Raw genomic sequence first — 22,220 nt, 5'->3', positions numbered from 1 at the left:
GCATTCTGTGAACGCTCCCGGTGAAAGGTCACCTACTGCGCGTCGGGTTCGGGGACGTCGAAGTGTTCGTCGCGTAGCCGGAATGCTTCCTTGGTTCCGTGCTGCGCACGGGTCTTGACGAAGTTGAACTCCCCCAGCGCGAATTGCAGGTTCGTCCCGAATGCGTGGAACAGGTAGCTGGCGACTTCTTCGCCCTGGTAGACCTGGCTCTGTTCGACGAGCCGGAACGCTTCCTTGGCGATAACCACCCCATCGGCGGGCATTTTCGCCGCCTTCTCTGCCCAGTACCGGGCTCGCTTGGTCACCATCCCGGGATCGCAAGTGTCCGTGAAGATTCCGAGATGCTCGACGGCGCCGGCCTCGACGATGTCGCCGGTCAGCAGCAGCCGCCGGGCCAGCACCGGACCCAGCCTGTGGAAGAACATGTGCAGGCTGCCCAGCGCCGGCCCCAGAAAGCGGGTAGCCGGCATCCCGATTTTCGTGTCGCGCGCGATCACCGAAATGTCAGTCATCAAAGCCATTTCGAAGCCGCCGCCGAGGGCGTAGCCACTGATCTCGCCGACGGTGACCTTCGGAAATCCCATCAGGTTGTGGTAGAAGCCGAACGATTTGCGATCCACCGCTAATCGGCGGCGCTGACTAGGACGTGTCTTGACACCCGGCGAGCCGTACCAACCGTAGGCGTTGTTCATGTCGGCGCCGGTGCTGAAGACGCCGTCGGCTCCGCGCAACAGCACCACGGTGAGATCGTCGTCGTCGGCAACCCGATCGAGGTAACGCGCGATCGCGTCGCGCATCGTCGCGTCGTACGAGTTGCGCTGCTGGGGATTGTTCAACGTGATCGTCGCGATGCGCTTAGCCGGATCGACTTCGAAGAGAACACGATCGTCTGCCGCTGTCATCTGAGCGACTCCTTTCTTCGCCCGCCGTTCGACATCCGCTTGGCCTCAATGGTTTTGTCGGTGCCGAAGGCAAGAGTGTTGCGACGCGCAGCGGCCAGATGTTCCTGTGCCAGCCGGACCGCTCGTGCGGCATTGCCGTCGCGGATTGCGTCGAGCAGACGCTGATGGTCGCGTAGCGCGGCGCGCCTGGTTTTACCGCCTATGGGCGCGGTGGTGCCGTCGTCGCTCCACACCGACGACTCGTGCGCGGACCAGATCAGTTCCAGTGAGCCGATCAGCAGGATCATCGGTTCGTTGCCGCATCGGGAGACCAGCGCCTCATGGAATCGGCGGGCGTTGGGAACGTAGCGGGCGACATCGTCGAATTGTTCTGCCTGTGCGTCGATTTCGGCCTGAAGATAGGGCACCACTTCGGTCATCCGGTCATCGCGGGCGGCACACATGCCAGCGCAGATCGGTTCCAGATGCATCAGGGCCTCGCTGACGTCGGCCGGCGTCGCGGCCCGGGCCTGCAGAACCATGCTGATCATCTGCGCGGTCCGCTCGGCCGTCGGTTGATGCACGACCGCCCCTCCGACGTTGCCGCGGCGCACCGAAATCAGGCCGTCGGCCTCCAAAATGTGGATCGCCTCGCGCAGCGCCGGCGGGCTCACCCCGAATTCTCCGAACATACTCTCCTGCGACGGCAGCACGTCGCCTTCCTTGAGCCGCCCGGACAAGATGTCGTCGCGCAACCGCGAGGCCACGATTTCGGCGACACGTGGTTGGCGAATGCGCGCCATGTCAGGACTTCTCGGCTCGTCGCTTGCCAAACCGGTATCCGGTCAACTTGTCCGGCGGCATCGCCAGCGTGTCGACCTCGCCGGTGCACAGCACCTCCTCGTCGAGCGACAGCCGGGCCGTCGACATGATGCCGCGCTCGACCTCAGAGCGGGTGATGTCGAAACGCAGTTCGGTGAGGATGGGTGTCGGCCGCCGGAAAGCGATGTTGAGCGAACGGGTCTTGCCGGACAGCCCGGTGACGCAGTTCTGGTGCTGGATGACACAGTCGAAGAAGACACCCAGAAACCCGCCGTGCACCAATCCCGGTGGGCCCTCGTATACCAGCGGGAAAGTGACCCGCCCCGACCCAGTCTGGCCGTCGAGGTGATCGAAGCGGTATTCGGGAAAGCACGGGTTAAACGCGCCGATGTCGGTGGCGTGGTCGAGATATACCCGCCGGCTGCCGCTGTCGTCGTCACCGATGCGGGGCGTGGCGTCCGGCGGTACCGCCGCCGCCAACTCACGTTCCCAGTCGGCGCACTGGGCGAGAATCGAGTCCACGGTCGGATGCGGGTGTTCCAACGACAGCAGCAGCGAGCTGAGCCGCCGGATGGCGCCGGCAGCGGCGACCGTCTGGGCGAGCGGTTGTTCGCCGAACCGGGCGCCTCCGGGTCCGCTGGCCTGCGCCATTGTGTCCTCTTTCCCGACGCGGATGTTCCGCCGACCGGCTTTCCTTGCTAAGTTATACAGGGCAGAAATCGTATTGCCTACTGTAGGGCTAACCGTAGTGGCGGGGAAGGGCGGATTCAACGGTGAGTCAGGAGCTTGATTCCACGCGCGACGACGGCTCACTCACGGCCCAACGGGACGGCCCGGTCTTGCGGCTCATCCTTGACCGGCCCTCCCGGCGCAACGCCTTAAGCCATTCGATGATCGACGCGTTAGTCGACACGCTGACCGCGGCCGCCACCGACGATTCGTTGCGCGCCATTCTTATTCGTGGTGCAGGCGGCGACTTCTGCGCGGGCGCTGATTGGGTCGCCACGAACGAATCCGGCCAGCCGCGGCCGCGGACCGGTGATCTGGTGCGGCGCATCCCACACGCCGCCCACCGCGTCATCGAACTGATCCACGGCATCCAGCTGCCGGTGGTATGCGCCGTGCGGGGCTGGGCGGTCGGCCTGGGGTGCAATCTGGCGTTGGCGGCGGACTTCACCGTGGCAGCGTCGGATGCGCTGTTCTGGGAGCCGTTTTTGGCCCGGGGTTTCAGCCTGGACTCGGGCTCCAGCTGGCTGCTGCCGCGGCTGATCGGGCTGACGCGGGCCAAGCAGATGCTGTTGCTGGGCGAGCAGGTCGAGGCATCGGAGGCCGCCGATTGGGGACTGATTTATCGCGCCGTCGACCCGGCAGACCTCGACGACATGGGCGAAGACCTGGTGGCCCGGCTGGCAGCCGGGCCCACGGTGGCGATCGGACTGGCCAAGCAGGCGATCCATTACGGCCAGCACGCGACGCTGAGCCAGTCGATGACGCAAGAACTTTTCAATCTCGAGTTGTCCTGCCGCACCGGTGATTTCAAAGAGGGCCTGGCCGCATTTCGGGAACGCCGGGAGCCCGATTTCCGTGGGCGCTGACGAAGGGAAGACCATGTCGTTCGACACCGTCAAATACGAGGTCGACGGGCACAAGGCCACGATCACCTTGAACCGCCCGGATGCCCTCAACGCGCTCAGCCCGCACATGATCACCGAGTTGCGCGCCGCCTACCACGAAGCCGAAAACGACGACAACATCTGGCTTCTCATCGTGACCGGCACCGGCCGGGCCTTCTGCACCGGCGCCGACGTCAAGGCCATACCCGGTGACGGCAAGGTGATCAACGAACGGCCGTATCTGTCGACCTACGAACAATGGGAAGCGCCGCAGGAGGGTACGCCGCCGTTTCGGACGATGGCCAAGCCGGTGCTGGCCGCCATCAACGGAATCTGTTGCGGCGCCGGCCTGGACTGGGTGACCACCGGGGACATCGTCATCGCATCCGACAAGGCGACGTTTTTCGACCCGCACGTCAGCATCGGCCTGGTGGCCGGGCGTGAGGTGGTCAGGGTGGCCCGTGTGTTGCCGCGCTCGATCGCCTTGCGGATGGCGCTGATGGGCAAGCACGAGCGGATGAGCGCCCAGCGGGCCTACGAACTCGGGATGATCAGCGAAATCGTCGAGCACGAGCGGTTATTGGAACGTGCCCACGAGATCGCCGACATCGTGAACTCCAACGCGCCGCTGGCCGTGCGCGGCACCCGTCTGGCGATCCTCAAGGGCCTCGATCTGCCGCTGCACGAGGCCGAGATGCTTGCCGAAGCCTTCCGGGAGCGCAACCTGCACACCGAGGATTCACTCGAAGGTCCCAAAGCCTTCGTCGAAAAGCGGGCACCGGAGTGGCAGTGCCGATGAGCTTCGAAACCATCCTGCTCGAGGTCGATCCCGACGACCGGGTCGCCACGATCACGCTCAACAGGCCAGACCACTTGAATGCATTCAACCGCACGATGTGCGAGGAGATGGCGGAGGCGTGGCGGATCGTCAAGGCCGACGACGCGGTCCACGCGGTGGTGCTGCGCGCGGCCGGTGACCGCGCATTCAGCGCCGGGCTCGACGTCAAGGCGCCGTACGGCCAGCCCGAAAACATCTGGAACCACGAGGATCCCGGTGAAGCGCTCAGCCCCAAGTGGCAGAAGATGTGGAAGCCCGTGGTGTGCGCGGTGCAGGGCATGTGTACCGCCGGCGCGTTCTATTTCGTCAACGAGTCCGACGTGGTGATCTGCTCCACGGATGCGACGTTTTTCGACTCGCACGTGTCGGCGGGGTTGGTTTGCGCACTGGAGCCCATTGGGTTGATGCGCCGCATCGGGTTGGGCGAAACGTTGCGAATAGCGTTGATGGGCAACGACGAACGCGTCGGCGCGGACACCGCGCTGCGGATCGGATTGGTCACAGAGGTGGTCCCCCCCGACCGGCTCTGGGCGCGTGCGCACGAGATCGCAGCGACCATCGCGGCCAAACCGCGGTCGGCGACCCAGGGAACGGTCAAGGCGATCTGGGAATCGCTCGACAAGCCCTATCGCGCGGCCATGGAGCAGAACCTCATCTACACCCGGCTCGGTAATCCGATCGGCACCGCCGAACTCGCCTCCCAGGCGCGCACGGCGGTGCAGCCGAGGATCCGGTGATGCATCGGCTCAGTCAGCGCATCGCCGACGTCCTCGCTCTGCATCCCGACGCACCGGCCATCGAGTATGAGGGCCAGTGGTTGTCGTGGGGTGAGCTCGACGAGGCGGCTGCCGAATTCCGTTCCCTCGCCGGAACGGGACAGGTGGGCATCCTGCTGCGCAACAAGCCGGCTCATGTGGCTGCGCTGCTGGGCGTACTGCTGAGCGGCGGGACCGTCGTCACGATCAACCCGTCGCGCGGGAACGACCGCACCAAGGCCGACATCGAACAGCTCGGTCTCCCGGTGATAATCGGCGAACCCAGTGATCTTGCCCGTTCGGCGGCTCCGATCGGTGAGCTGGCGGTGGTTCGTTCCGGCGCCGCTGAGGATGTCCGACGGCCCGGGGTTGCGGTGCGGATGTTGACCAGCGGAACCACCGGCCCGCCCAAGCGAATTGACCTCACCTACGACATGCTGGCGCACAGCGTGATGGGCCCTGAGGGCAACCGGTCACCGGCGCCCACGGAGCTGCGCCGCGGTGTGGCGATCGTCAACTCGCCGCTGGTGCACATCGGCGGGGTGTTTCGGGTACTGCAATGCGTCGCGGAGGCAAGGCCGTTCGCGCTGTTGGAGCGGTTCGAGCTCGAGCGGTGGGCCGACGCGGTGCGCCGGCACAAGCCTCGGGCGGTGTCGCTGGTTCCTGCGGCGCTGCGGATGGTGTTGCACTCCGACTTGACACGCGAGGACCTGCAGAGCGTCCGGGCCGTGACATCGGGGACCGCGCCGCTGTCGGCTGATGACGCGGATGCCTTCTATGACAAGTTCGGCATCCCGGTGTTGACATCCTATGCCGCAACGGAATTCGGGGGCGGCGTCGCCGGCTGGACATTGGCCGACTACCACACGTACTGGGCGGCCAAGCGCGGCAGCGTGGGGCGTGCCAGCCTTGGCGCGCAGTTGCGGGTGGTCGGCGACGACGGCGCACCGCTCGGGCCCGACGAAGTAGGCCTACTCGAAGTCAAACCCGGGCAGCTGGGGCCGTCGACGGATTGGATGCGCACCACGGACATGGCACGCATCGACGCCGACGGCTTTCTGTGGATCATCGGGCGCGCCGACCAGGCGATCATCCGCGGCGGTTTCAAGGTGATGCCCGACGACGTGCGACTCGCGCTGGAGAGCCACCCGGCGGTGGCCGGCGCCGCGGTGGTCGGCCGACGCGACGACCGCCTTGGGGAGACGCCTGTCGCGATGGTGGAGCTACGCGAGCCAGCGGATGTGGCCGCCCTGACGGACCATCTTCGGGCGCGGTTGGCGCGTTACGAGATCCCCAGCGACATCGCGATTGTCGACCAGATTCCGCGAACGCCGTCGGGCAAGCCGGACCTGACTGCGGTGCGCGCCTACTTCAACGAGTCGGCTCATGCGGGCTGACTCGCCCACCGTAGGCCATGTCCTCCGGCTGCAGGCGAGTGCGCGCGGGAGGCATCCATTTCTGGTCTGCGACTCCGAGCGCATCAGCTATGGCGAGGCCGAACGGCGCTCGGCGCGGCTGGCTCGTGGTCTCCTCGCTCTCGGCGCCGGCAAGGGGACTCATGTAGGGCTGCTGTACCCCAACGGCGTTGCCTTCATCGTGGCGATGCTGGCAGCGGCGCGGATCGGCGCCGTCGTCGTCCCGTTCTCCACGTTCGTCACCGCGTCGGAGTTGCAGGAGCAGTTGGTCGACAGCGATGTCGAGATCCTCCTCGCAGCCCCGTCGTACCGCTCCCACGATTACCGGCAACGGCTGGCGGAAGTGCTGTCGGACGTTGAACTCGACTCTGCCGACCCGCTATTCAGCATCCGGGTGCCCCAGCTGCGTCATGTGCTATTCGATGTCGACCGGGTAGGCCGATTGGCCGACGATCGGTTGTTGACGGCAATGGAAGACGACGTCGACGGATCGGATCCGCTGGCGATCATCTACACGTCGGGCACCACCAGCGCACCCAAAGGGGTGGTGCACACGCATGCTACGCTGCTCGACCACCAGAAGAATCTCAACGAGATTCGCGGCTTGACCGCCGATGACAAGCTGTTCTGCAATTCGCCGTTCTTCTGGATCGGCGGCTTCGGGTTCGCGGTGCTCGCCACGCTGGTCGCCGGGGCCACGTTGGTGTGCTCCAACGCCACCGACGCCGCCACGACACTCGACCTGCTCGAGGCCGAAAAACCCACGGTCGCCAACGGTTTCGCCGCCGGGGTCGCCCACCTTGCGCGGCATCCGAGCTTCGCCGATCACGACCTGTCGTCGATGCGCCGCGGCAACTTGTATCCGATCATGGCACCCGAGGTGCGACCGGCCGATCCCGAGCTGCGGCACAACATGCTCGGACTCACCGAGGCCGGCAGCGTCGTGCTGATCAGCGGCGACGAAACCGACCAACCCGAGCATCGGCGCGGATCGTTCGGAAAACCGGCGCCCGGCTTCGACATCAAGGTCATCGACCCGTCTTCTGGCCGGGGGGTTCAGGAGGGTGAACTCGGCGAACTGTGCCTTCGCGGGCCGTATCTGATGCAGCGGTATTACAAGCGCAGCCGCGAAGAATGCTTCGACGCCGACGGCTGGTTCCACACCGGTGACCTGGTGGCCGTCGACAGCGACGGGTTCGTGTATTTCATTCGGCGTCGCGGCTCGATGATCAAGACGGCCGGCGCCGACGTGGCACCGGCGGAGGTGGAGAAGGCGATCACCAAAGTCACCGGCGGGGCCGTCGCGCATGTGCTCGGCATTTCCGATCCGGAACGGGGGCAGGTGGTTGCCGCGGTGGTAGCCGTGGAGAACGGCACGCCGTTCGACGAAGCGGCGCTTCGCGAGCGGCTGCGGGCCGAACTGTCGGCATACAAGATTCCCAAGCGGTTTGCGGTGGTGCGGCCCACCGACATTCCGCTGCTGGCCAGCGGCAAGGTCGATGTGCGTCAGCTGAGGAAGGTATTCGATGTCTGACACCATCGACCGGGTCGTGCGGACGCGTGCCGCTGAGCACGGCGCCAAACCGATGGTGATCGACCCGGCCGACCTGCTGAGCTACCGCGAACTCGACTCGAGCACACGCGATTTGGCTGCGACATTCGTCGAAGCCGGCATTGTGAAAGGAACGCGGGTCGGGCTGATCATGCCCAACAGCGCGCGCTGGGTACAGATCGCGATTGCGTTGACACGCATCGGCGCGGTACTGGTGCCGTTGAGCACCCTCTTGCAGCCGCGGGAGTTGGCGGCGCAGTTGCGGGTCGCCTCGGTGCAATTTCTGGTCAGCGTCGAGGAGTTCCGCGGGCACCGCTATCTCGACGACCTGCAGCGTGACCAGCTTCCGGGGCTGCGACACGTCTGGACCGCGGACCAGGTGCCAACGATGCGCCCCACCCAACGTGCTGCCCGGATCTTTGGCGCGCTCACCGATGCGGTGACACCCAGCGACCCGCTGGTCATCATGTTCACGTCCGGCAGTAGCGGGCCGCCGAAAGGCGTCGTGCACTCGCACGGCAGTGCGCTGGCTGCCGTGGAATCCGGTCTGGCCAGCCGCTGCATCGACCGGGATACCCGCCTGTATCTGCCGATGCCGTTTTTCTGGGTGGGTGGTTTCGGCGGTGGTGTGCTCTCGGCGCTGCTGGCCGGTGCCACGTTGGTAACGGAGGAAACCCCCCGACCGGAAACCACGCTGCGGCTGCTGGAGCGTGAGCGGGTCACACTGTTTCGCGGCTGGCCCGATCAGGCCGAAGCGCTGGCGCGCCACTCGGATTCGGCTGATTTGTCGGCGCTGCGGCCGGGTAGCCTGGAGGCTTTGCTGCCGCCCGGGCAACGCTCGGAGCCCGGAGCGCGGGCAACGCTGTTCGGGATGACCGAGTCGTTCGGCCCCTACTGCGGCTATCCTGCCGACACCGATATGCCGCGATCCGCCTGGGGCAGCTGCGGCAAACCGTTTCCCGGGATGGAGGTCCGGATCACCGACGCCGATACTGGAGAGCCGGTTCAACCGGGAACCGTTGGGATGATCGAGATTCGGGGGCCGCACACGCTGCGCGGCATCTGTCGACGCAGCCGCGAAGATGTGTTCACGGTCGACGGTTTCTACCCCACCGGTGACCTCGGCCGCCTCGAAGAAGACGGGTTCCTGTTCTACCACGGCAGAGCCGACGACATGTTCAAAGTCAGCGGCGCCACCGTCTATCCCGGCGAGGTCGAACGGGCGTTGCGCGAAATCGACGGTGTCGAAGCCGCCTATGTTACCAATGTGCCTGGGACGCAAGGCGATCAGGCGGGCGCAGCGGTCGTGTGTGATACCGCCGTGATGACCGTCGAACAGTTGCGCGCCGCGGCGCGCAAACTACTCAGCTCCTTCAAGGTGCCGACGGTATGGCTGTTGGTCGACTCGGATGACGCGATTCCACGGGGCGCCACGGGCAAGGTCGACGGTCGCCGACTGCGTCAGATCTTTGGCCCAGCAGTCGGGGGCCTCTAAGTAACGGCAGCATGCCTGACGATCTTGTGGCTATAATACACTTACAAGAAATCGCCACTTTGAGAGGCGGGGCGGGCATGGAAGTCGGTGTTCGGGAGCTGCGTGACCAGCTGAGCCGGCACTTGGCGGAAGTTCGCGAAGGTCGGACAGTAACGGTGACGGATCACGGACGTCCGATCGCGCGCATCGTGCCGGTGCAACGCCCGACGAAGCTAGAGCAACTCCGCGAGGAGGGTCGTATCCAGCGCGCGCGGAAGCGTAAACAACCCGCCCCGGCCCCCTTGACCGCGGGTGGAACGGTCAGTGACCTTATCGGCGAGCAGCGTAGGTGATCGGCTATCTGGACACCTCGGCGTTCGTACCCTTGCTGGTCGGTGAGCCAACCAGCGAATCGTGCCGGCGATTCTGGGACAGCGCCGACGTCGTCGTGTCGTCGAGGCTGCTTTACCTGGAAGCCGCTGCGGCGCTGGCGCAAGCGCGAAGAATGAGACGTCTCAGTCAGGGCACGCACATCCGAGCGCGTCGGCGTCTGGACCAGATGTGGTCAGAGCTGGACGTCATCGAGGTGGACGAGCAGATCGTCGCTCGAGCGGCCGAACTGGTGCACCGTCTTTCGCTGCGCGGGTACGACGCTGTGCACTGTGCGTCGGCGGAGCAACTCGATGACGACGATGTCGTCGCCGCGTCGGGAGACCAACAGCTGCTGAACGCATGGTTGGAGGTCGGCATGGCAACCTACGACACCAACCGGGAGCCGACGGCATAGGGCGCTCATGAGTTGTTGGTTTCGTCGACGACCCCGTGCTCGACGAGGTGCTCGATCAATGGCTTTGCCCCGGCGGCGAGGTGCTCGGACATCGCTTTGCGGGCCAGTTCCGCGTCATGTTTCGCCAGCGCGGCCAGCACTCGGCGGTGGTCTTTGATCGACTGGGCCGGCCAGCCCGGGATGGTCGGAAACACCGATTCCGGTGCGTAGCGGGTGATCTGGGACATCAACTGAGCGAGCTTCGGTGAATCGGCGGCGACGTTGATTGCCCGGTGGAAGTCGTGATTGAGCCGAACGGTCAGCTCGTCGTCGCCACCGGCATAGGCATCCTCCAGCTGTGCCTGGATTTCCTTGAGCTCGCGCAGCTGGTCCTCGTCGATGTTGACCGCTGCGCGTGCGGCAAGCTCACCGCCGACGTGTGCCTGGACGTTGGCGACGTCGGCGAGATCGCGTCCCGTGACCGGCAACACCACAAAACCGCGGCGGGGCTGTTGTGCCAGTAGCCCTTCGGCGCGCAGCTCGAACAGCGCCTCACGCACCGGGGTGACGCTGATACCCAACTCAGCGGCCAACTGATCCAGACGCACGTACTCCCCCGCCGAGTAGGTGCCGTCGAAAATCCGCTTGCGAACATAGCGCGCAACGTCTTCGGACAGCTGCGGCCGCGCAGCGAATTCCGGAATGCTCATATTCGGTACTCGGCCAGGAGTCGCTTGCTGATGATCTGCTTCTGGATCTCGCTGGTTCCCTCGCCGATGAGCAGAAACGGAGCGTCGCGCATCAGCCGCTCGATCTCGTACTCCTTGGAGTATCCGTAGCCGCCGTGAATGCGGAAGCTCTGCTGGGTGACCTCCGAGCAGAACTCGCTGGCCAGATACTTCGCCATACCCGCGGCGACGTCGTTGCGCTCGCCGGAGTCTTTCAGCCGGGCAGCGTTGACCATCATCAGATGTGCGGCCTCGACTTTGGTTGCCATTTCGGCTATTTGGAACGCGATAGCCTGATGGTCGGCGATCGGCTTTCCGAAAGTGTGGCGCTGCTGCGCATAGCGCACCGCAAGCTCGAACGCCCGCAGCGCCACCCCGCATGCCCGCGCCGACACGTTGACCCGGCCCACTTCGATGCCGTCCATCATCTGATAGAAACCCTGTCCTGGAACGCCCCCGAGGATGTCGTCGGCGCTGGCCACATACCCGTCGAAGATGAACTCGGTGGTGTCGATGCCCTTGTAACCGAGCTTGTCGATCTTGCCAGGTATTACCAGGCCGGGTGCCACTTCGCCGAACCCGACCGGCTTTTCGATGAGAAAAGCCGTCAGATTGCGATGCGGCGTGTCGGCTCCTTCGTCGGTGCGCACCAACGTCGCCACCAGCGTCGAGCTGCCGCCGTTGGTCAGCCACATTTTCTGGCCGTTGATCGTGTAGGTGCCGTCGGCATTGCGTTCGGCCCGGGTACGGATCGCCGCTACGTCGGATCCCAACTCCGGCTCGGACATCGAAAACGCCCCTCGCACTTCCCCGGTCGCCATCCGTGGCAGTAGCCGCTGCTTCTGCGCGTCGGTGCCGTGCTGGCGGAGCATGTAGGCCACGATGAAGTGCGTATTGAGCACCCCCGAGATGCTCATCCAGCCGCGCGCCAGCTCCTCGACACACAACGCATAGGTCAGCAGTGACTCGCCCAGTCCGCCGTACTCGGCGGGGATCATCAGGCCGAACAGGCCCATCTCCCGCATTTTGTCGACGATGTCCTGCGGATAGCTGTCGGTGCGTTCTAGCTCCGGCGCATTGGGGATGACTTCCTTGTCCACGAATTGCCGCACCGTCGCGACGATCTCGGTCTGGAACTCGGTGAGACCAACCGTCTGGGCGAGCTTGGTCATGACATACCTCTCCTAGCAGGCAATGGTTTTCGCGGTTGTCAGCCGCTCGATGTCGGCGGCACTCAACCCGAGCCGCTCGGTCAGCACGTCGGCAGTGTCGTGTCCCAGTGCAGGTGCGGGCTTGCTCGTCGGGTGGTGACCGTCAAGAGCGGCCGGCATGCCCGGAGCGAGATAGTCGCCGAGCCCGTCTTGGTGCAGACGCGAAAACAACGGATTTGCCGTCACCTTTTCGTCTTCGGCGACCTCGGCGAAGGTGCGGTAGCGCTCGTAGAGCACGGTGGTCGCCGACAGCGCCTCGGTGATCTCCGCCGCGGTTCGCTCTGCGAACCAGGTGGCGAACAACCCGCTCAGCACATCCCGATACCGGTAGCGCTCGCCCTCGTCGCTGAAGTCGACCCCCAGAGCCTCGGACAACGCCGACACGGCGGCACCGGTTCCGGTTACCTCGACCAGATCGCGGAGGTGACGTCCGGTCAGTGTCACGACCATGAATGCCACGCCGTCGCGGCTGGTGAAATCCTGGCCGTACTGCCCATAGATGGCATTGCCGAGCCGTTGCCGCTGGGTGCCGTTGACTTGAGGTTCGGTCAGCAAGCCCAGATTGCCCGCGGTGGCCAGTGCGACATCTTCGAGCGCAATGCTGATTTGAGCGCCCGCCCCGGTTTGGTCGCGACGGCGCACCGCGGCCGTCACCGCCAACGCGGCGTACAGTCCGCAGCACACGTCCCAGGCCGGCAGCACATGATTGATCGGGCCGGCGTGATTGGGCGGGCCGGTCACCAACGGGTATCCCGTGGCCGCATTGACCGTGTAGTCCACGCCCGTGGACCCGTCACCGCGGCCGAGCAACTGCACATGGATCACGTCAGGGCGCAGCGCAACGAGGGTCTCATACGACAGCCAGGACAGTCCCGCAGCGTTGGTCACCGCGACGCCGTCGCCCTCGACGATCAACCGCTGCACCAGCTGCTGACCGTCGACGGATCGCAAATCGATTGTGGCCGAGCGCTTTCCCTTGTTCAGCCCGGTCCAGTAGATCGACGCCCCACTGGCGGCCAGCGGCCAGCGATGCACGTCGGAAGCGCCGCCGATGGGGTCGACCCGGATCACCTCGGCGCCCAGCTGGCCCAGCGTCATTCCGCACAGCGGCGCGGCGACGAAGCTGGACACCTCGACGACGGTGAGATCCGTCAACGGCATATTCACTGGGACGCAACCCGTTCGAACACCGCGGCCAGGCCCTGGCCGCCGCCGATGCACATGGTCTCCAGGCCGTAGCGGGCCCCGCGTCGATTGAGTTCCCGTGCCAGCGTGGCCAGCATCCGCCCGCCCGTCGCGCCGACCGGATGGCCCAATGAAATCCCGGAACCGTGCACATTAGTCCGCTCACGGTCGGCCGCCGTGAACCCCCACTCCTGCATCACCGCAAGTGCTTGCGCGGCGAAGGCCTCGTTGAGTTCGATCAGGTCGATATCGCTCAGCTGCAGCCCCGCTTTGGCGAGCGCCACCTCGGTCGCCGGCACCGGACCGATGCCCATCACGTGGGGCGGCACCGCCGCAACTCCCCACGACACCAGCCGCACCAGCGGCGTCAGCCCCAGCTCGTTCGCCTTTTCCGGTGTCGTCACCACACACATCGACGCCGCGTCGTTTTGACCGCTGGCATTGCCGGCGGTCACAGTCGCCTCCGGATCGTCAGCCAGCAGAACGGGTTTGAGCTTGGCCAGTGACTCCACCGTGGTATCGGCGCGCGGGTGCTCGTCGGTGTCGATCAGCTCGTCACGCACCGGCACGGGAATGATCTCCTCGGCCAGGATGCCGTTCTTCTGCGCGGCCACCGCCCGCTGATGCGACGTCACCGCGAGCTCGTCTTGCTCGTGTCGCGAAATGCCGTACTCGCGGCGCAGGTTCTCGGCCGTCTCCAACATGCCGCCCGGTACAGGGTAGTGCCGACCGCCGGCGGTGGTGCGCCCGCGAGCGAGCCCGTCGTGCACCCGGATGCCGGTTCGGGCGCCGCCCCAGCGCATGTCGGTGGAGTAGAACACGACATTGCTCATGCTCTCCGCACCGCCGGCGATGACGAGATCGCTGTCGCCGCTGGAAATTTGCAGACAGGCCTGGATGACCGCCTGCAGGCCCGAGCCGCAGCGGCGGTCGACCTGCATGCCGGGCACCGTGACCGGCAAGCCGGCATCCAGCGCCACCACGCGCCCAATCGCCGGTGCCTCGCTGCTGGGATAGCAGTGCCCGAGGATGACGTCCTGCACCGATTCGCGCGGAATGCCGGTTCGGTCCAGCAGCCCCTTCAGCGCGGCGACACCAAGGTCGACGGCGGTCAGCGACTTGAACATCCCGCCGTAGCGGCCGATCGGCGTGCGCACCGGTTCGCAAATCACGGCGTGGCGCATGGCTACATGAACCTCCCGCCGGTTACCTCGAGCACGGTCCCGGTCATGTACGACGAGAGGTCCGATGCCAGGAATAGCGCGACGTTGGCCACCTCGGCCGGCTCACCCGCGCGGCCCATCGGCACCTCGGCCACCTTCTCGTCCCAAATACGTTGCGGCATAGCCTCAGTCATCGCGGAGCGGATCAAGCCGGGCGCAATGGCGTTGACGCGAACACCGAGGTGAGCCAACTCCTTGGCCGCGGCCTTGGTCATGCCCACGATGCCGGCCTTAGCCGCCGAGTAGTTGGTCTGCCCGACCAGCCCGACCTTGCCCGACAGCGACGACATGTTCACGATGGCGCCACGCTTGTTCTCCCGCATGATCGCCGCCGCCTTGCGGGTGCCGTTCCAGGTCCCCTTCAGATGCACCGCGATCACCTCGTCGAACTGATCCTCGGTCATCTTGCGCATCGTCGCGTCACGGGTGATCCCGGCGTTGTTGACCATGATGTCCAGTCCGCCGAACCGCTCCACAGCCCTTCCGATGAGCGTGTCGACGTCAGCCGCCGCGGTGACGTCGCAGCGCACGGCCAGCGCAACCTCGTCGCCGCCGAGGCGCTTCGCCGCTGCCTCGGTCGCCTCGAGATTCACGTCGCCGAGCACCACCCGCGCACCCTCGGCGACGAATCGTTCGGCGATGGCGAATCCCAATCCCTGCGCGCCGCCTGTGACGACCGCCGTCTGACCGGTCAGCAACGACACCTGATCACCGTCCTCCCATCGACCCTCCGTAATCTCAGACATCCTATTTCATATATGATCCCTCCCGGTAGCGGCCCGGAAGGAGCGGCGCAGATGACGACCGTCGACGACGACGACTTCCAGCAGATCCTCGCGCAGACCCGCGAGTTCGTCCGCACCGCCGTCGTCCCGCGCGAGCAGGAAATCCTGGCCAACGACCGGGTGCCCGACGACCTGCGCGACCAGGCCAGGCAGATGGGCTTGTTCGGGTACGCCATCCCCCAGGAATGGGGTGGGCTCGGCCTGAACCTGGCGCAGGATGTCGAGCTCGCGATGGAGCTCGGCTACACGTCTTTGGCGTTGCGCTCGATGTTCGGCACCAACAACGGCATCGCCGGTCAGGTCCTGGTCGGGTTCGGCACCGACGAGCAGAAGTCCCGCTGGCTGGCCGCGATGGCCTCCGGCGAGGTGGTCGCATCCTTCGCGTTGACCGAGGCCGGGGCCGGATCCAACCCCGCAGGCTTGCGCACCAAAGCCGTTCGCGACGGCGACAATTGGGTGATTTCCGGAGAGAAGCGTTTCATCACCAATGCGCCGGTCGCCGATTTGTTCGTGGTGTTCGCCCGCACCCGGCCGGCCGACGACGCCGGGCCTGGCATCGCGGTGTTCCTGGTCCCTGCCGACACACCCGGTGTCCAGGTCGGCACCAAGGACGCGAAGATGGGCCAGGAGGGCGCCTGGACGGCCGACGTAGGTCTCAGCGACGTGCATGTGCCGGCCGGCGCGCTGGTGGGCGGCAGCGAAGACCTCGGTTATCGGGCGGCGATGACGTCGCTGGCACGCGGCCGGATCCACATTGCCGCGCTCGCCGTGGGAACGGCGCAGCGGGCACTCGACGAATCGGTGACCTACGCGGCCACCGCGACACAGGGCGGCACGCCGATCGGCAACTTCCAGTTGGTGCAGGCGATGCTCGCCGACCAGCAGACCGGCGTGATGGCCGGGCGCGCACTGGTTCGCGAGGCCGCCCGGTTGTGGATCACCGACCAGGACCGCCGGATCGCACCATCGGCAGCAAAGCTGTATTGCACCGAAATGGCCGGCAAGGTCGCAGATCTCGCCGTGCAGATTCACGGCGGCAGCGGCTACATGCGTGAGGTGCCGGTGGAGCGGATCTACCGCGACGTTCGCCTGCTACGACTTTACGAAGGAACCAGTGAGATTCAGCGCCTGATCGTCGGGTCGAATCTGGTGAGAGCGGCTTCGAAGGGACAACGCGCATGACCGGTCGACTCGCGGGCAAGGTGGCGTTCATTACCGGGGCGGCCCGCGGTCAAGGCCGCGCGCACGCCGTGCGGATGGCCCGCGAGGGCGCCGACATCATCGCGGTCGACGTTGCCGGCAAGCTACCGTCTTGCGTCCCTTACGATTCGGCGACTCCCGAAGACCTGGCCGAAACGGTACGACTAGTCGAGGCCACCGGTCGTCGAATCCTGGTCACCGAAATCGACGTCCGTGACTTCGACGGGCTGCGGGAGACGGTTGACGACGGTGTGGCCACGCTGGGGCGGCTGGACGTCATCGTCGCCAACGCCGGCATCTCGGCTCCGCAGGCTTGGAACGACATCACTCCCGAGGACTTTCGGGATGTCATGGACGTCAACGTGACTGGTACGTGGAATACCGTGATGGCCGGTGCGCAAAAGATCATCGATGGGGGCCGCGGTGGGTCGATCATCTTGATCAGCTCCGCGGCAGGCCTCAAAATGCAGCCGTACATGGTCCACTACACGGCCAGTAAGCATGCCGTGACCGGGATGGCCCGTGCGTTCGCCGCGGAACTCGGCAAGCATTCGATTCGGGTCAACAGCGTGCACCCTGGTCCGGTCAACACGGCGATGGGAACAGGGGACATGCTCGCCGCAATGGGAAAGGCCAGCGAAGCCAATCCCCAGCTGATGACCATGATTACGCCGTTCCTGCCGAGTTGGGTTGCCGAGCCGGAAGACATCGCCGACGCGGTCTGCTGGCTGGCCAGCGACGAATCTCGCAATGTCACTGCGGCGGCGATTCCGGTCGATCAGGGCTCCACGCAGTACTGATCCCCTTCTCCTCCCTCGCGAGCGTGCGTATTTGTACGTCGACACGCCGAAAATCCCGGCATTCTATGCACGCTCGCGGTAGAGGAGTTACCCCCCGATCAGGTCCAGTGTGCCCAGGTCGCGGATCGCTTGGCAGCCGCGCGCCAGCATGGTCAGCACCATCTCGTCACCGCGGTCGGTGGCGGTGGCGAACGCGAACCCTAAGGCAGAGATCAACAGCGCTTGCGGCATGCCGAGTCGGTAATCGCGCCAACAGGTTTCGCGGTCATAGTCTGTGACGCCGTAGTCGATCAGTGCCCGATGGTATTCGTCGACGAGACCCGTTTCGATTTCTGCGCGTAGTTCCGGCTTGAGGCTGGTGGCGGTGAAGTACGCGAGATCGCGCGCGGGCAGCCCGATGCCGAGCGTCTGCCAGTCGACCACGCTGACCGTGTTGGCCTCGCGATCGAACAGCATGTTGTCCAGGCGGTAGTCGCCGTGCAACAGCGCGAACCTGTCCCGCTCGGCCAGCAGCCACGGCGTCACCAAACCCATTGCAGTGGTGAAGGTTTCCCGGTCGACCGTGCTCATCCGATCGCCGAGCTTGTCCAGCGTGATGTCCGCACTCATCCGCGCGACCTCACCGAGACCCTGGGCCGACGCTTCGTCGGGCCGCGCGAAAGCAATTCCCGGGAAATCCAGCCAGACCGGGTCGCACCAGCTGGGCCCGTGCAGGCCGGCCAGCGCGGTGACGGCCAGCCGTGCCTCCTGCTCGCCGCAGCCGGCGAGTTGGTCGCCCTGCACCGCGGGCGCTTGATCCGCCAGCAGCAAGGCATAGTCCATCGCGTCGTCGGTGATCTCGCTGTAGAAGCATCGCGGCACCGGTACCCGCACCCGGTCGGCCACCGCGGAGTAGAACGCGCATTCGCTGCGGTAGCCGATCGTGACGCGGTCGCGCACCGTATCGTCTTGGGCCGGTAGCTTGATCACAAAGGTATCCGGCAGGCCACCAGGATTGCTCGCGTAGCGCGCCGACACCCGGTAGGTCGCCCCGGTCTGACCGGTACCGATGGCGGTGACGTCGACGGCCGATACCTCGACGCGTGCGCCACGGTCGCTGCTGAGGACCGCCGACAGCCACTCGCAGGTGACGTCGTCCGGGTAGCGGGGTATGGCCATCGACGTAACTGTAAGGCATACGGCAAGAGCGGTGGTCACCGGATCTGATGGAATTCCAGATGCAGCTCGGTCAGGCCGCGCATCTGCTAGGTCGGTTTCGTAGGTGTAGTGCCGTGCGTCCGGCGAGCAATGCGCCGCCTCTCAGATCGCGATGTCGGACATCCGGTCGACAATGCGGTTGAGCGAGATTCGCCCTTCAGGTCGAGCCAACGGTGCGCCCGGGCGCGAGCCACGTCCGAAAGCCACATGCTCGCGCGCATTGGACCGGCCGAGGAGAAACGCACGAAATACAAGCGCTCATCCAGACAACCGCTGACATAATCGCGGCAACCCGGGCCCGTCGAGCAGGCTCAGCAGAGCGGTACGTCCGCAGACAGCCATCATCAAGGCCGAAACTGGCCCACGAATCTCTGCTCCGCTCCTCCAGACTCGAGGAACATCAGTCGCACGCAATCGGATTCCACGCAGTCGGCCTAATGGAACGAAGCCAAACGGCCACGTGCCCGTCAGGAAATCCATTGCCAACGCTGCTAACTGCGGGTCGGGCTCGAATGGCAGACCGAGTGGGATTCTGATGTCACCACTATGGACCAAGATGTCCGCGAGCGGGTCCACGGGCCCGAACAACGGCGGACTAATTTGGCGATCTGCGCACCGACGCAGGTTGGCAGCGATTTGGGCAGCCGGCAATCGCGCACCACGTCGCGCCAGCTCGTCGATCGCGCGAGCCATGCTTCTACGACGTAGTGCAAGCCGTAGAAATGTCGACGTACCGTCGGTGACTGTACTGACGATATGGGCGGCTACCGTCTTGACGTCCCAACTTGCGCAGAGGCTCGGCGTCCCCAGCTGTGCGTCGTCGAGGCCGTCAAGCAGGCTTGCTACCTTGCGTCGCTCGTTCGCGACAGCCGCGAAAACCGGTTCGTACTTGGCTGCCGCTTCTCCGGTCATTTCCTATGTCGTTCTCGAAGTCCTGGCGCCACAGCTGATTTCGGAAGCCCCATCCGTCTACAACCCTCAGCCCGCGGGGTATCCCACAGACTTGATCTCGGTGTACTGGTCGAACCCGGCGACGCCGTTCTGCCGGCCCACCCCGCTGTACTTGTATCCGCCGAACGGCGTGTCGGCGCCGTAGGGAGCGCCGCCGTTGACACCGATGAAGCCGGCCCGGATCCTGCGCGCCACCGCTAGTGAACGTTCCAGCGAGCCCGACATCACGTTGCCTGCCAACCCGTACATGCTGTCGTTGGCGATCCGGATGGCGTCCTCTTCGTCGTCGAAGGGAATGACGGAGAGGACCGGGCCGAAGATCTCTTCCTGGGCGATAGTCATCGAATTGTCGACATCGGTGAAAAGTGTTGGGCGGACAAAGTATCCCTTGTCGAAGCCGGTCGGTGCGTCAGGGCCGCCTACCAGGGCCGTGGCGCCCTCTTCGACGCCCTTGCGAATGTAGCCCATCACGCGGTCGCGCTGCTTTTCCGAGATCACCGGACCACAGAGGGTTCCCGGATCCTGCGGGTCGCCACACGTGACGTTCTCGTAGATGCCTTTGAGGATCTCCACGCCCTCGTCGTAGCGGGACTGTGGCAGCAGCATCCGGGTGGGGTTGGCGCAACCCTGCCCGGCGTGCATGCATGGCGCGATGCCAATTGCGCACGCCAGCCCGAAGTCGGCGTCCTCCAAGACAATCGTGGCCGACTTGCCGCCGAGCTCGAGGAACAACCGCTTCATGGTCGCGGCGCCCTTTTCCATGATCCGCTGGCCGACCACGGTGGACCCGGTGAACGAAATCAGGTCAACTTTTGGCGACAGCGTGAGTTCTTCGCCCACAAAGTGATCCGAGGCGGTGACGACGTTGACGACACCCGCCGGAATGTCGGTCTTTTCGGCGATCAACCGGCCCAGCCGGGTGGCGTTGAACGGGGTGTTGGGCGCGGGCTTGAGCACCACGGTGTTGCCGGTTCCCAGTGCCTGGCCGAGCTTGTTGAGGGTGACCTCGAACGGGAAGTTCCACGGCACGATCGCGCCCACGACGCCGACCGGCTCCCGCCAGACCTTGATGGACGTGTTGGTGCCGGTGAGGCTGATAACCCTGTCGCCGAGGTCGGTTTCCCAGGCGTACTCGTCGATCAGCCTGGCGGGATACTTCAGGCCGTCGGCCAGCGGGGCGTCCAGCTGCGGGCCGAACGTGATCGCCCGGGGAGAGCCAACTTCGAGGATGAGTTCCTCCCGCAGTTCTTCCTTCTCATCTTCGATCGCGTCGTGCAGCTGCAACAGGCAGCGCTTGCGCAGCTCGCGGTTGGTCGACCAATCGCTCTCGTCGAAAGCCCGCCGGGCGGCGTCGATGGCCCGGTGCATGTCCTCCTTCGACGCATCGGCCACCTCGCCGATCGACTCTTCGGTCGCCGGATTGATGTTGGTGAACGTGCCGGCCTGGCCGTCGACGAGCTTGCCGTCGATCATCATCTTGGACTCGAAGCGGACCTTTACAGCCTCAGTCATGTCTGTCACTCTCTTCTCACTCGTCAGAGGGCCCTACAGAGAGCCTTACTGGAAACTAACCGATTGGCAAGGTGCGGCCTTTGCGGGGCCGACTATTGGGGGTCGAAGAGAACAGGGACCGACGTCGGCGATCGGAAAACCTGGCCGCGGATGTGCGGGTCATCAGCGTCCGGGTCTAGTCGGAGATTCGGCAGCCGATCGAGTAAAAGGTTGATGGCCGTGCGCATTTCGAGCCGTGCCAGATGCATTCCGAGGCACACGTGCACACCGTGGCCCCAGCCCAGGTGCGCCCGGGCCTCTCGGTGGATGTCGAACTTGTCCGGATCGGGGTAGCGATCCTCTTGCCGGTTCGCCGAACCGAGCATCGGCATCACTGTCGCACCGGCCGGGATCGCCACGCCGCCGAGTTCGGTGTCGCGAGTCGCCACCCGGGTAATGGTCAGCAACGGTGATTCCCACCGCACACCCTCCTCGATCGCCTGCGGCAGCAGCGACCGATCCGCGCGGATGGCATCCAACTGTGCCGGGTCGGACAGCAGCGCCAAAAGCAGGCTGCCCAGCGCCCGATAGGTCGTCTCGACGCCGGCGGGCAGCAGCAGTCGAAGGAACGAGAAGATCTCCTCGTCCGCGAGCTTCTGTCCGTCGATCTCGGCCGCAGCGAGCGCGCTGATCAGGTCGTCGCGCGGCTCGGCCCGCCGGGCCTCGAGTATCGGCGCGAAGTAGTCGCACAGGGCGGCCGAGGCCGCGAGCCCCCGTTCCGGGTTCATCAGCCAACTCAGCAGCGAAATCGACCACCGCTGGAACTGTGGGTAGTCCTTTTCCGGCAGACCCAGCAGTCCCGCGATGACCTGGCTCGGGTAGTCGAAGGTGAATTCCTTGACCAGATCCGCCTTGCCGTTGGCCGCAAAGTTGTCGATCAGGCTATTGGCCACCCGGCCGACCAACTCGTCCTGCCAACGCGCCAATGACTTCTGCGAGAACGCCTTTGACACGAGCGACCGCAGCCGGCCATGGATGGGCTCGTCCATCCCGAGCATGACGCCTTCACCTAGCACAGGGCCGAACGCCGCGATGACGGCCGCCGACGAGAACGTCTCGTTGTCGCGCAGCATCGCCTGGATATCCTCGTGGCGATACACGATGAACATCGGCAGCGATTCCTCGTGCGGCAACGCTCCCGACGTCTCGAGTCGCTGCACCGGCTCCTCGCGGCGCAGCCGCGCCAATTCGGTGTAGGGGTCACGCACATCACCGGATATCGCGTCGTCGAAGGCGCCGAAGTCTTCCAGGTCGTCGAAAAGCTGCTCCATTG

At 65.3% G+C, this 22,220-nt stretch carries 22 protein-coding genes; 10 read left to right on the top strand and 12 right to left on the bottom strand.

Annotated elements, in window-relative coordinates; translation table 11 throughout:
- Positions 1-32 precede the first annotated feature (32 nt).
- The 3 genes from MFM001_RS19855 to MFM001_RS19845 are packed head-to-tail and all read right to left on the bottom strand — an operon-like array spanning position 33 to position 2,354.
- On the bottom strand, positions 33-902 hold the full coding sequence (locus tag MFM001_RS19855) for an enoyl-CoA hydratase/isomerase family protein (RefSeq protein WP_116376979.1): 870 nt from the start codon (positions 900-902) through the stop codon (positions 33-35).
- Positions 899-1,684, bottom strand: a complete 786-nt coding sequence (locus MFM001_RS19850; RefSeq protein WP_116376978.1) for a FadR/GntR family transcriptional regulator — start codon at positions 1,682-1,684, stop codon at positions 899-901. Before MFM001_RS19850 ends, MFM001_RS19855 begins: the two co-directional genes overlap by 4 nt.
- Before the next feature lies 1 nt (position 1,685).
- Positions 1,686-2,354, bottom strand: a complete 669-nt coding sequence (locus MFM001_RS19845) for a hypothetical protein (protein ID WP_116376977.1) — start codon at positions 2,352-2,354, stop codon at positions 1,686-1,688.
- Positions 2,355-2,476: 122 nt separating this feature from the next.
- Here MFM001_RS19845 and MFM001_RS19840 point away from each other — a divergent pair, with 122 nt between their 5' ends.
- Genes MFM001_RS19840 through MFM001_RS19805 form a run of 8 tightly spaced genes read left to right on the top strand, consistent with a single transcriptional unit; the run spans position 2,477 to position 10,137 of the window.
- Positions 2,477-3,298, top strand: a complete 822-nt coding sequence (locus tag MFM001_RS19840; protein WP_116376976.1) for an enoyl-CoA hydratase/isomerase family protein — start codon at positions 2,477-2,479, stop codon at positions 3,296-3,298.
- Positions 3,299-3,311: 13 nt separating this feature from the next.
- Complete coding sequence (locus MFM001_RS19835) at positions 3,312-4,115, top strand: enoyl-CoA hydratase/isomerase family protein (RefSeq protein WP_116377034.1); 804 nt, start codon at positions 3,312-3,314, stop codon at positions 4,113-4,115.
- Positions 4,112-4,891: an enoyl-CoA hydratase/isomerase family protein gene (locus MFM001_RS19830; RefSeq protein WP_116376975.1), complete on the top strand. Its 780-nt coding sequence runs from the start codon at positions 4,112-4,114 to the stop codon at positions 4,889-4,891. The genes MFM001_RS19835 and MFM001_RS19830 overlap by 4 nt, the downstream gene beginning before the upstream one ends.
- Complete coding sequence (locus MFM001_RS19825) at positions 4,891-6,306, top strand: class I adenylate-forming enzyme family protein (protein ID WP_116376974.1); 1,416 nt, start codon at positions 4,891-4,893, stop codon at positions 6,304-6,306. Before MFM001_RS19830 ends, MFM001_RS19825 begins: the two co-directional genes overlap by 1 nt.
- Positions 6,296-7,858, top strand: coding sequence for a class I adenylate-forming enzyme family protein (locus MFM001_RS19820; protein ID WP_116376973.1), 1,563 nt, complete (start codon positions 6,296-6,298; stop codon positions 7,856-7,858). The genes MFM001_RS19825 and MFM001_RS19820 overlap by 11 nt, the downstream gene beginning before the upstream one ends.
- Positions 7,851-9,371, top strand: a complete 1,521-nt coding sequence (locus MFM001_RS19815; RefSeq protein ID WP_116376972.1) for a class I adenylate-forming enzyme family protein — start codon at positions 7,851-7,853, stop codon at positions 9,369-9,371. The genes MFM001_RS19820 and MFM001_RS19815 overlap by 8 nt, the downstream gene beginning before the upstream one ends.
- 11 nt (positions 9,372-9,382) lie before the next feature.
- Positions 9,383-9,703, top strand: a complete 321-nt coding sequence (locus tag MFM001_RS19810) for a type II toxin-antitoxin system Phd/YefM family antitoxin (RefSeq protein ID WP_371685579.1) — start codon at positions 9,383-9,385, stop codon at positions 9,701-9,703.
- Positions 9,700-10,137: a type II toxin-antitoxin system VapC family toxin gene (locus tag MFM001_RS19805; RefSeq protein WP_116376971.1), complete on the top strand. Its 438-nt coding sequence runs from the start codon at positions 9,700-9,702 to the stop codon at positions 10,135-10,137. The genes MFM001_RS19810 and MFM001_RS19805 overlap by 4 nt, the downstream gene beginning before the upstream one ends.
- Before the next feature lie 5 nt (positions 10,138-10,142).
- On the opposite strand, the gene MFM001_RS19800 is transcribed toward MFM001_RS19805, so the two are convergent.
- The 5 genes from MFM001_RS19800 to fabG are packed head-to-tail and all read right to left on the bottom strand — an operon-like array spanning position 10,143 to position 15,209.
- Positions 10,143-10,826: a GntR family transcriptional regulator gene (locus MFM001_RS19800; protein WP_116376970.1), complete on the bottom strand. Its 684-nt coding sequence runs from the start codon at positions 10,824-10,826 to the stop codon at positions 10,143-10,145.
- The gene (locus tag MFM001_RS19795) at positions 10,823-12,016 is read right to left on the bottom strand and encodes an acyl-CoA dehydrogenase family protein (protein WP_116376969.1); all 1,194 of its coding nucleotides are present in this window, start codon (positions 12,014-12,016) and stop codon (positions 10,823-10,825) included. Before MFM001_RS19795 ends, MFM001_RS19800 begins: the two co-directional genes overlap by 4 nt.
- A gap of 12 nt (positions 12,017-12,028) precedes the next feature.
- Entirely contained in the window at positions 12,029-13,216 is a 1,188-nt protein-coding gene (locus MFM001_RS19790) for a CoA transferase (RefSeq protein WP_116376968.1), read from the bottom strand.
- 2 nt (positions 13,217-13,218) lie between these two features.
- Positions 13,219-14,424, bottom strand: coding sequence for an acetyl-CoA C-acetyltransferase (locus tag MFM001_RS19785; protein WP_116376967.1), 1,206 nt, complete (start codon positions 14,422-14,424; stop codon positions 13,219-13,221).
- 2 nt (positions 14,425-14,426) lie between these two features.
- Positions 14,427-15,209 carry a 3-oxoacyl-ACP reductase FabG gene (fabG, locus tag MFM001_RS19780; RefSeq protein WP_116376966.1) on the bottom strand — a complete coding sequence of 261 codons (783 nt, stop codon included), beginning with the start codon at positions 15,207-15,209 and terminating at the stop codon, positions 14,427-14,429.
- A gap of 51 nt (positions 15,210-15,260) precedes the next feature.
- Here fabG and MFM001_RS19775 point away from each other — a divergent pair, with 51 nt between their 5' ends.
- Together MFM001_RS19775 and MFM001_RS19770 are read left to right on the top strand one after the other, a co-directional pair.
- On the top strand, positions 15,261-16,430 hold the full coding sequence (locus MFM001_RS19775) for an acyl-CoA dehydrogenase family protein (RefSeq protein WP_116377032.1): 1,170 nt from the start codon (positions 15,261-15,263) through the stop codon (positions 16,428-16,430).
- Entirely contained in the window at positions 16,427-17,248 is an 822-nt protein-coding gene (locus MFM001_RS19770; protein ID WP_116376965.1) for a mycofactocin-coupled SDR family oxidoreductase, read from the top strand. The genes MFM001_RS19775 and MFM001_RS19770 overlap by 4 nt, the downstream gene beginning before the upstream one ends.
- Before the next feature lie 87 nt (positions 17,249-17,335).
- Here the strand turns inward: MFM001_RS19770 and MFM001_RS19765 are convergent, their stop codons facing one another.
- From MFM001_RS19765 to MFM001_RS19745, 4 genes are all read right to left on the bottom strand, one after another.
- Positions 17,336-18,406: a phosphotransferase family protein gene (locus MFM001_RS19765; protein WP_116376964.1), complete on the bottom strand. Its 1,071-nt coding sequence runs from the start codon at positions 18,404-18,406 to the stop codon at positions 17,336-17,338.
- Between the two features lie 297 nt (positions 18,407-18,703).
- Positions 18,704-19,357 (bottom strand): maleylpyruvate isomerase family mycothiol-dependent enzyme, encoded by a 654-nt coding sequence (locus MFM001_RS19755; RefSeq protein WP_116376963.1) that lies wholly within the window; start codon positions 19,355-19,357, stop codon positions 18,704-18,706.
- Positions 19,358-19,423: 66 nt separating this feature from the next.
- A complete protein-coding gene (locus MFM001_RS19750; RefSeq protein ID WP_116376962.1) occupies positions 19,424-20,908 on the bottom strand; it encodes an aldehyde dehydrogenase family protein in 1,485 nt (494 codons plus the stop codon).
- Positions 20,909-21,000: 92 nt separating this feature from the next.
- Positions 21,001-22,218: a cytochrome P450 gene (locus MFM001_RS19745; RefSeq protein WP_116376961.1), complete on the bottom strand. Its 1,218-nt coding sequence runs from the start codon at positions 22,216-22,218 to the stop codon at positions 21,001-21,003.
- Between the last annotated feature and the right edge of the window lie 2 nt (positions 22,219-22,220).

The sequence above is a fragment of the Mycobacterium sp. MFM001 genome, from assembly GCF_003402475.1.
Lineage (GTDB): Bacteria > Actinomycetota > Actinomycetes > Mycobacteriales > Mycobacteriaceae > Mycobacterium.
Note: the sequence above shows the minus strand (reverse complement) of the source record. Positions and strands in the feature narration are given on the sequence as shown.

Excerpts from the sequence above, each read along its gene's own strand:
- MFM001_RS19855 (WP_116376979.1), bottom strand. The coding sequence starts at position 902 with ATGACAGCGGCAGACGATCGTGTTCTCTTCGAAGTCGATCCGGCTAAG.
- MFM001_RS19850 (WP_116376978.1), bottom strand. The coding sequence starts at position 1,684 with ATGGCGCGCATTCGCCAACCACGTGTCGCCGAAATCGTGGCCTCGCGG.
- MFM001_RS19845 (WP_116376977.1), bottom strand. The coding sequence starts at position 2,354 with ATGGCGCAGGCCAGCGGACCCGGAGGCGCCCGGTTCGGCGAACAACCG.
- MFM001_RS19835 (WP_116377034.1), top strand. The coding sequence starts at position 3,312 with ATGTCGTTCGACACCGTCAAATACGAGGTCGACGGGCACAAGGCCACG.
- MFM001_RS19830 (WP_116376975.1), top strand. The coding sequence starts at position 4,112 with ATGAGCTTCGAAACCATCCTGCTCGAGGTCGATCCCGACGACCGGGTC.
- MFM001_RS19825 (WP_116376974.1), top strand. The coding sequence starts at position 4,891 with ATGCATCGGCTCAGTCAGCGCATCGCCGACGTCCTCGCTCTGCATCCC.
- MFM001_RS19820 (WP_116376973.1), top strand. The coding sequence starts at position 6,296 with ATGCGGGCTGACTCGCCCACCGTAGGCCATGTCCTCCGGCTGCAGGCG.
- MFM001_RS19815 (WP_116376972.1), top strand. The coding sequence starts at position 7,851 with ATGTCTGACACCATCGACCGGGTCGTGCGGACGCGTGCCGCTGAGCAC.
- MFM001_RS19810 (WP_371685579.1), top strand. The coding sequence starts at position 9,383 with ATGCCTGACGATCTTGTGGCTATAATACACTTACAAGAAATCGCCACT.
- MFM001_RS19800 (WP_116376970.1), bottom strand. The coding sequence starts at position 10,826 with ATGAGCATTCCGGAATTCGCTGCGCGGCCGCAGCTGTCCGAAGACGTT.
- MFM001_RS19795 (WP_116376969.1), bottom strand. The coding sequence starts at position 12,016 with ATGACCAAGCTCGCCCAGACGGTTGGTCTCACCGAGTTCCAGACCGAG.
- MFM001_RS19790 (WP_116376968.1), bottom strand. The coding sequence starts at position 13,216 with ATGCCGTTGACGGATCTCACCGTCGTCGAGGTGTCCAGCTTCGTCGCC.
- MFM001_RS19785 (WP_116376967.1), bottom strand. The coding sequence starts at position 14,424 with ATGCGCCACGCCGTGATTTGCGAACCGGTGCGCACGCCGATCGGCCGC.
- fabG (WP_116376966.1), bottom strand. The coding sequence starts at position 15,209 with ATGTCTGAGATTACGGAGGGTCGATGGGAGGACGGTGATCAGGTGTCG.
- MFM001_RS19775 (WP_116377032.1), top strand. The coding sequence starts at position 15,261 with ATGACGACCGTCGACGACGACGACTTCCAGCAGATCCTCGCGCAGACC.
- MFM001_RS19770 (WP_116376965.1), top strand. The coding sequence starts at position 16,427 with ATGACCGGTCGACTCGCGGGCAAGGTGGCGTTCATTACCGGGGCGGCC.
- MFM001_RS19765 (WP_116376964.1), bottom strand. The coding sequence starts at position 18,406 with ATGGCCATACCCCGCTACCCGGACGACGTCACCTGCGAGTGGCTGTCG.
- MFM001_RS19755 (WP_116376963.1), bottom strand. The coding sequence starts at position 19,357 with ATGACCGGAGAAGCGGCAGCCAAGTACGAACCGGTTTTCGCGGCTGTC.
- MFM001_RS19750 (WP_116376962.1), bottom strand. The coding sequence starts at position 20,908 with ATGACTGAGGCTGTAAAGGTCCGCTTCGAGTCCAAGATGATGATCGAC.
- MFM001_RS19745 (WP_116376961.1), bottom strand. The coding sequence starts at position 22,218 with ATGGAGCAGCTTTTCGACGACCTGGAAGACTTCGGCGCCTTCGACGAC.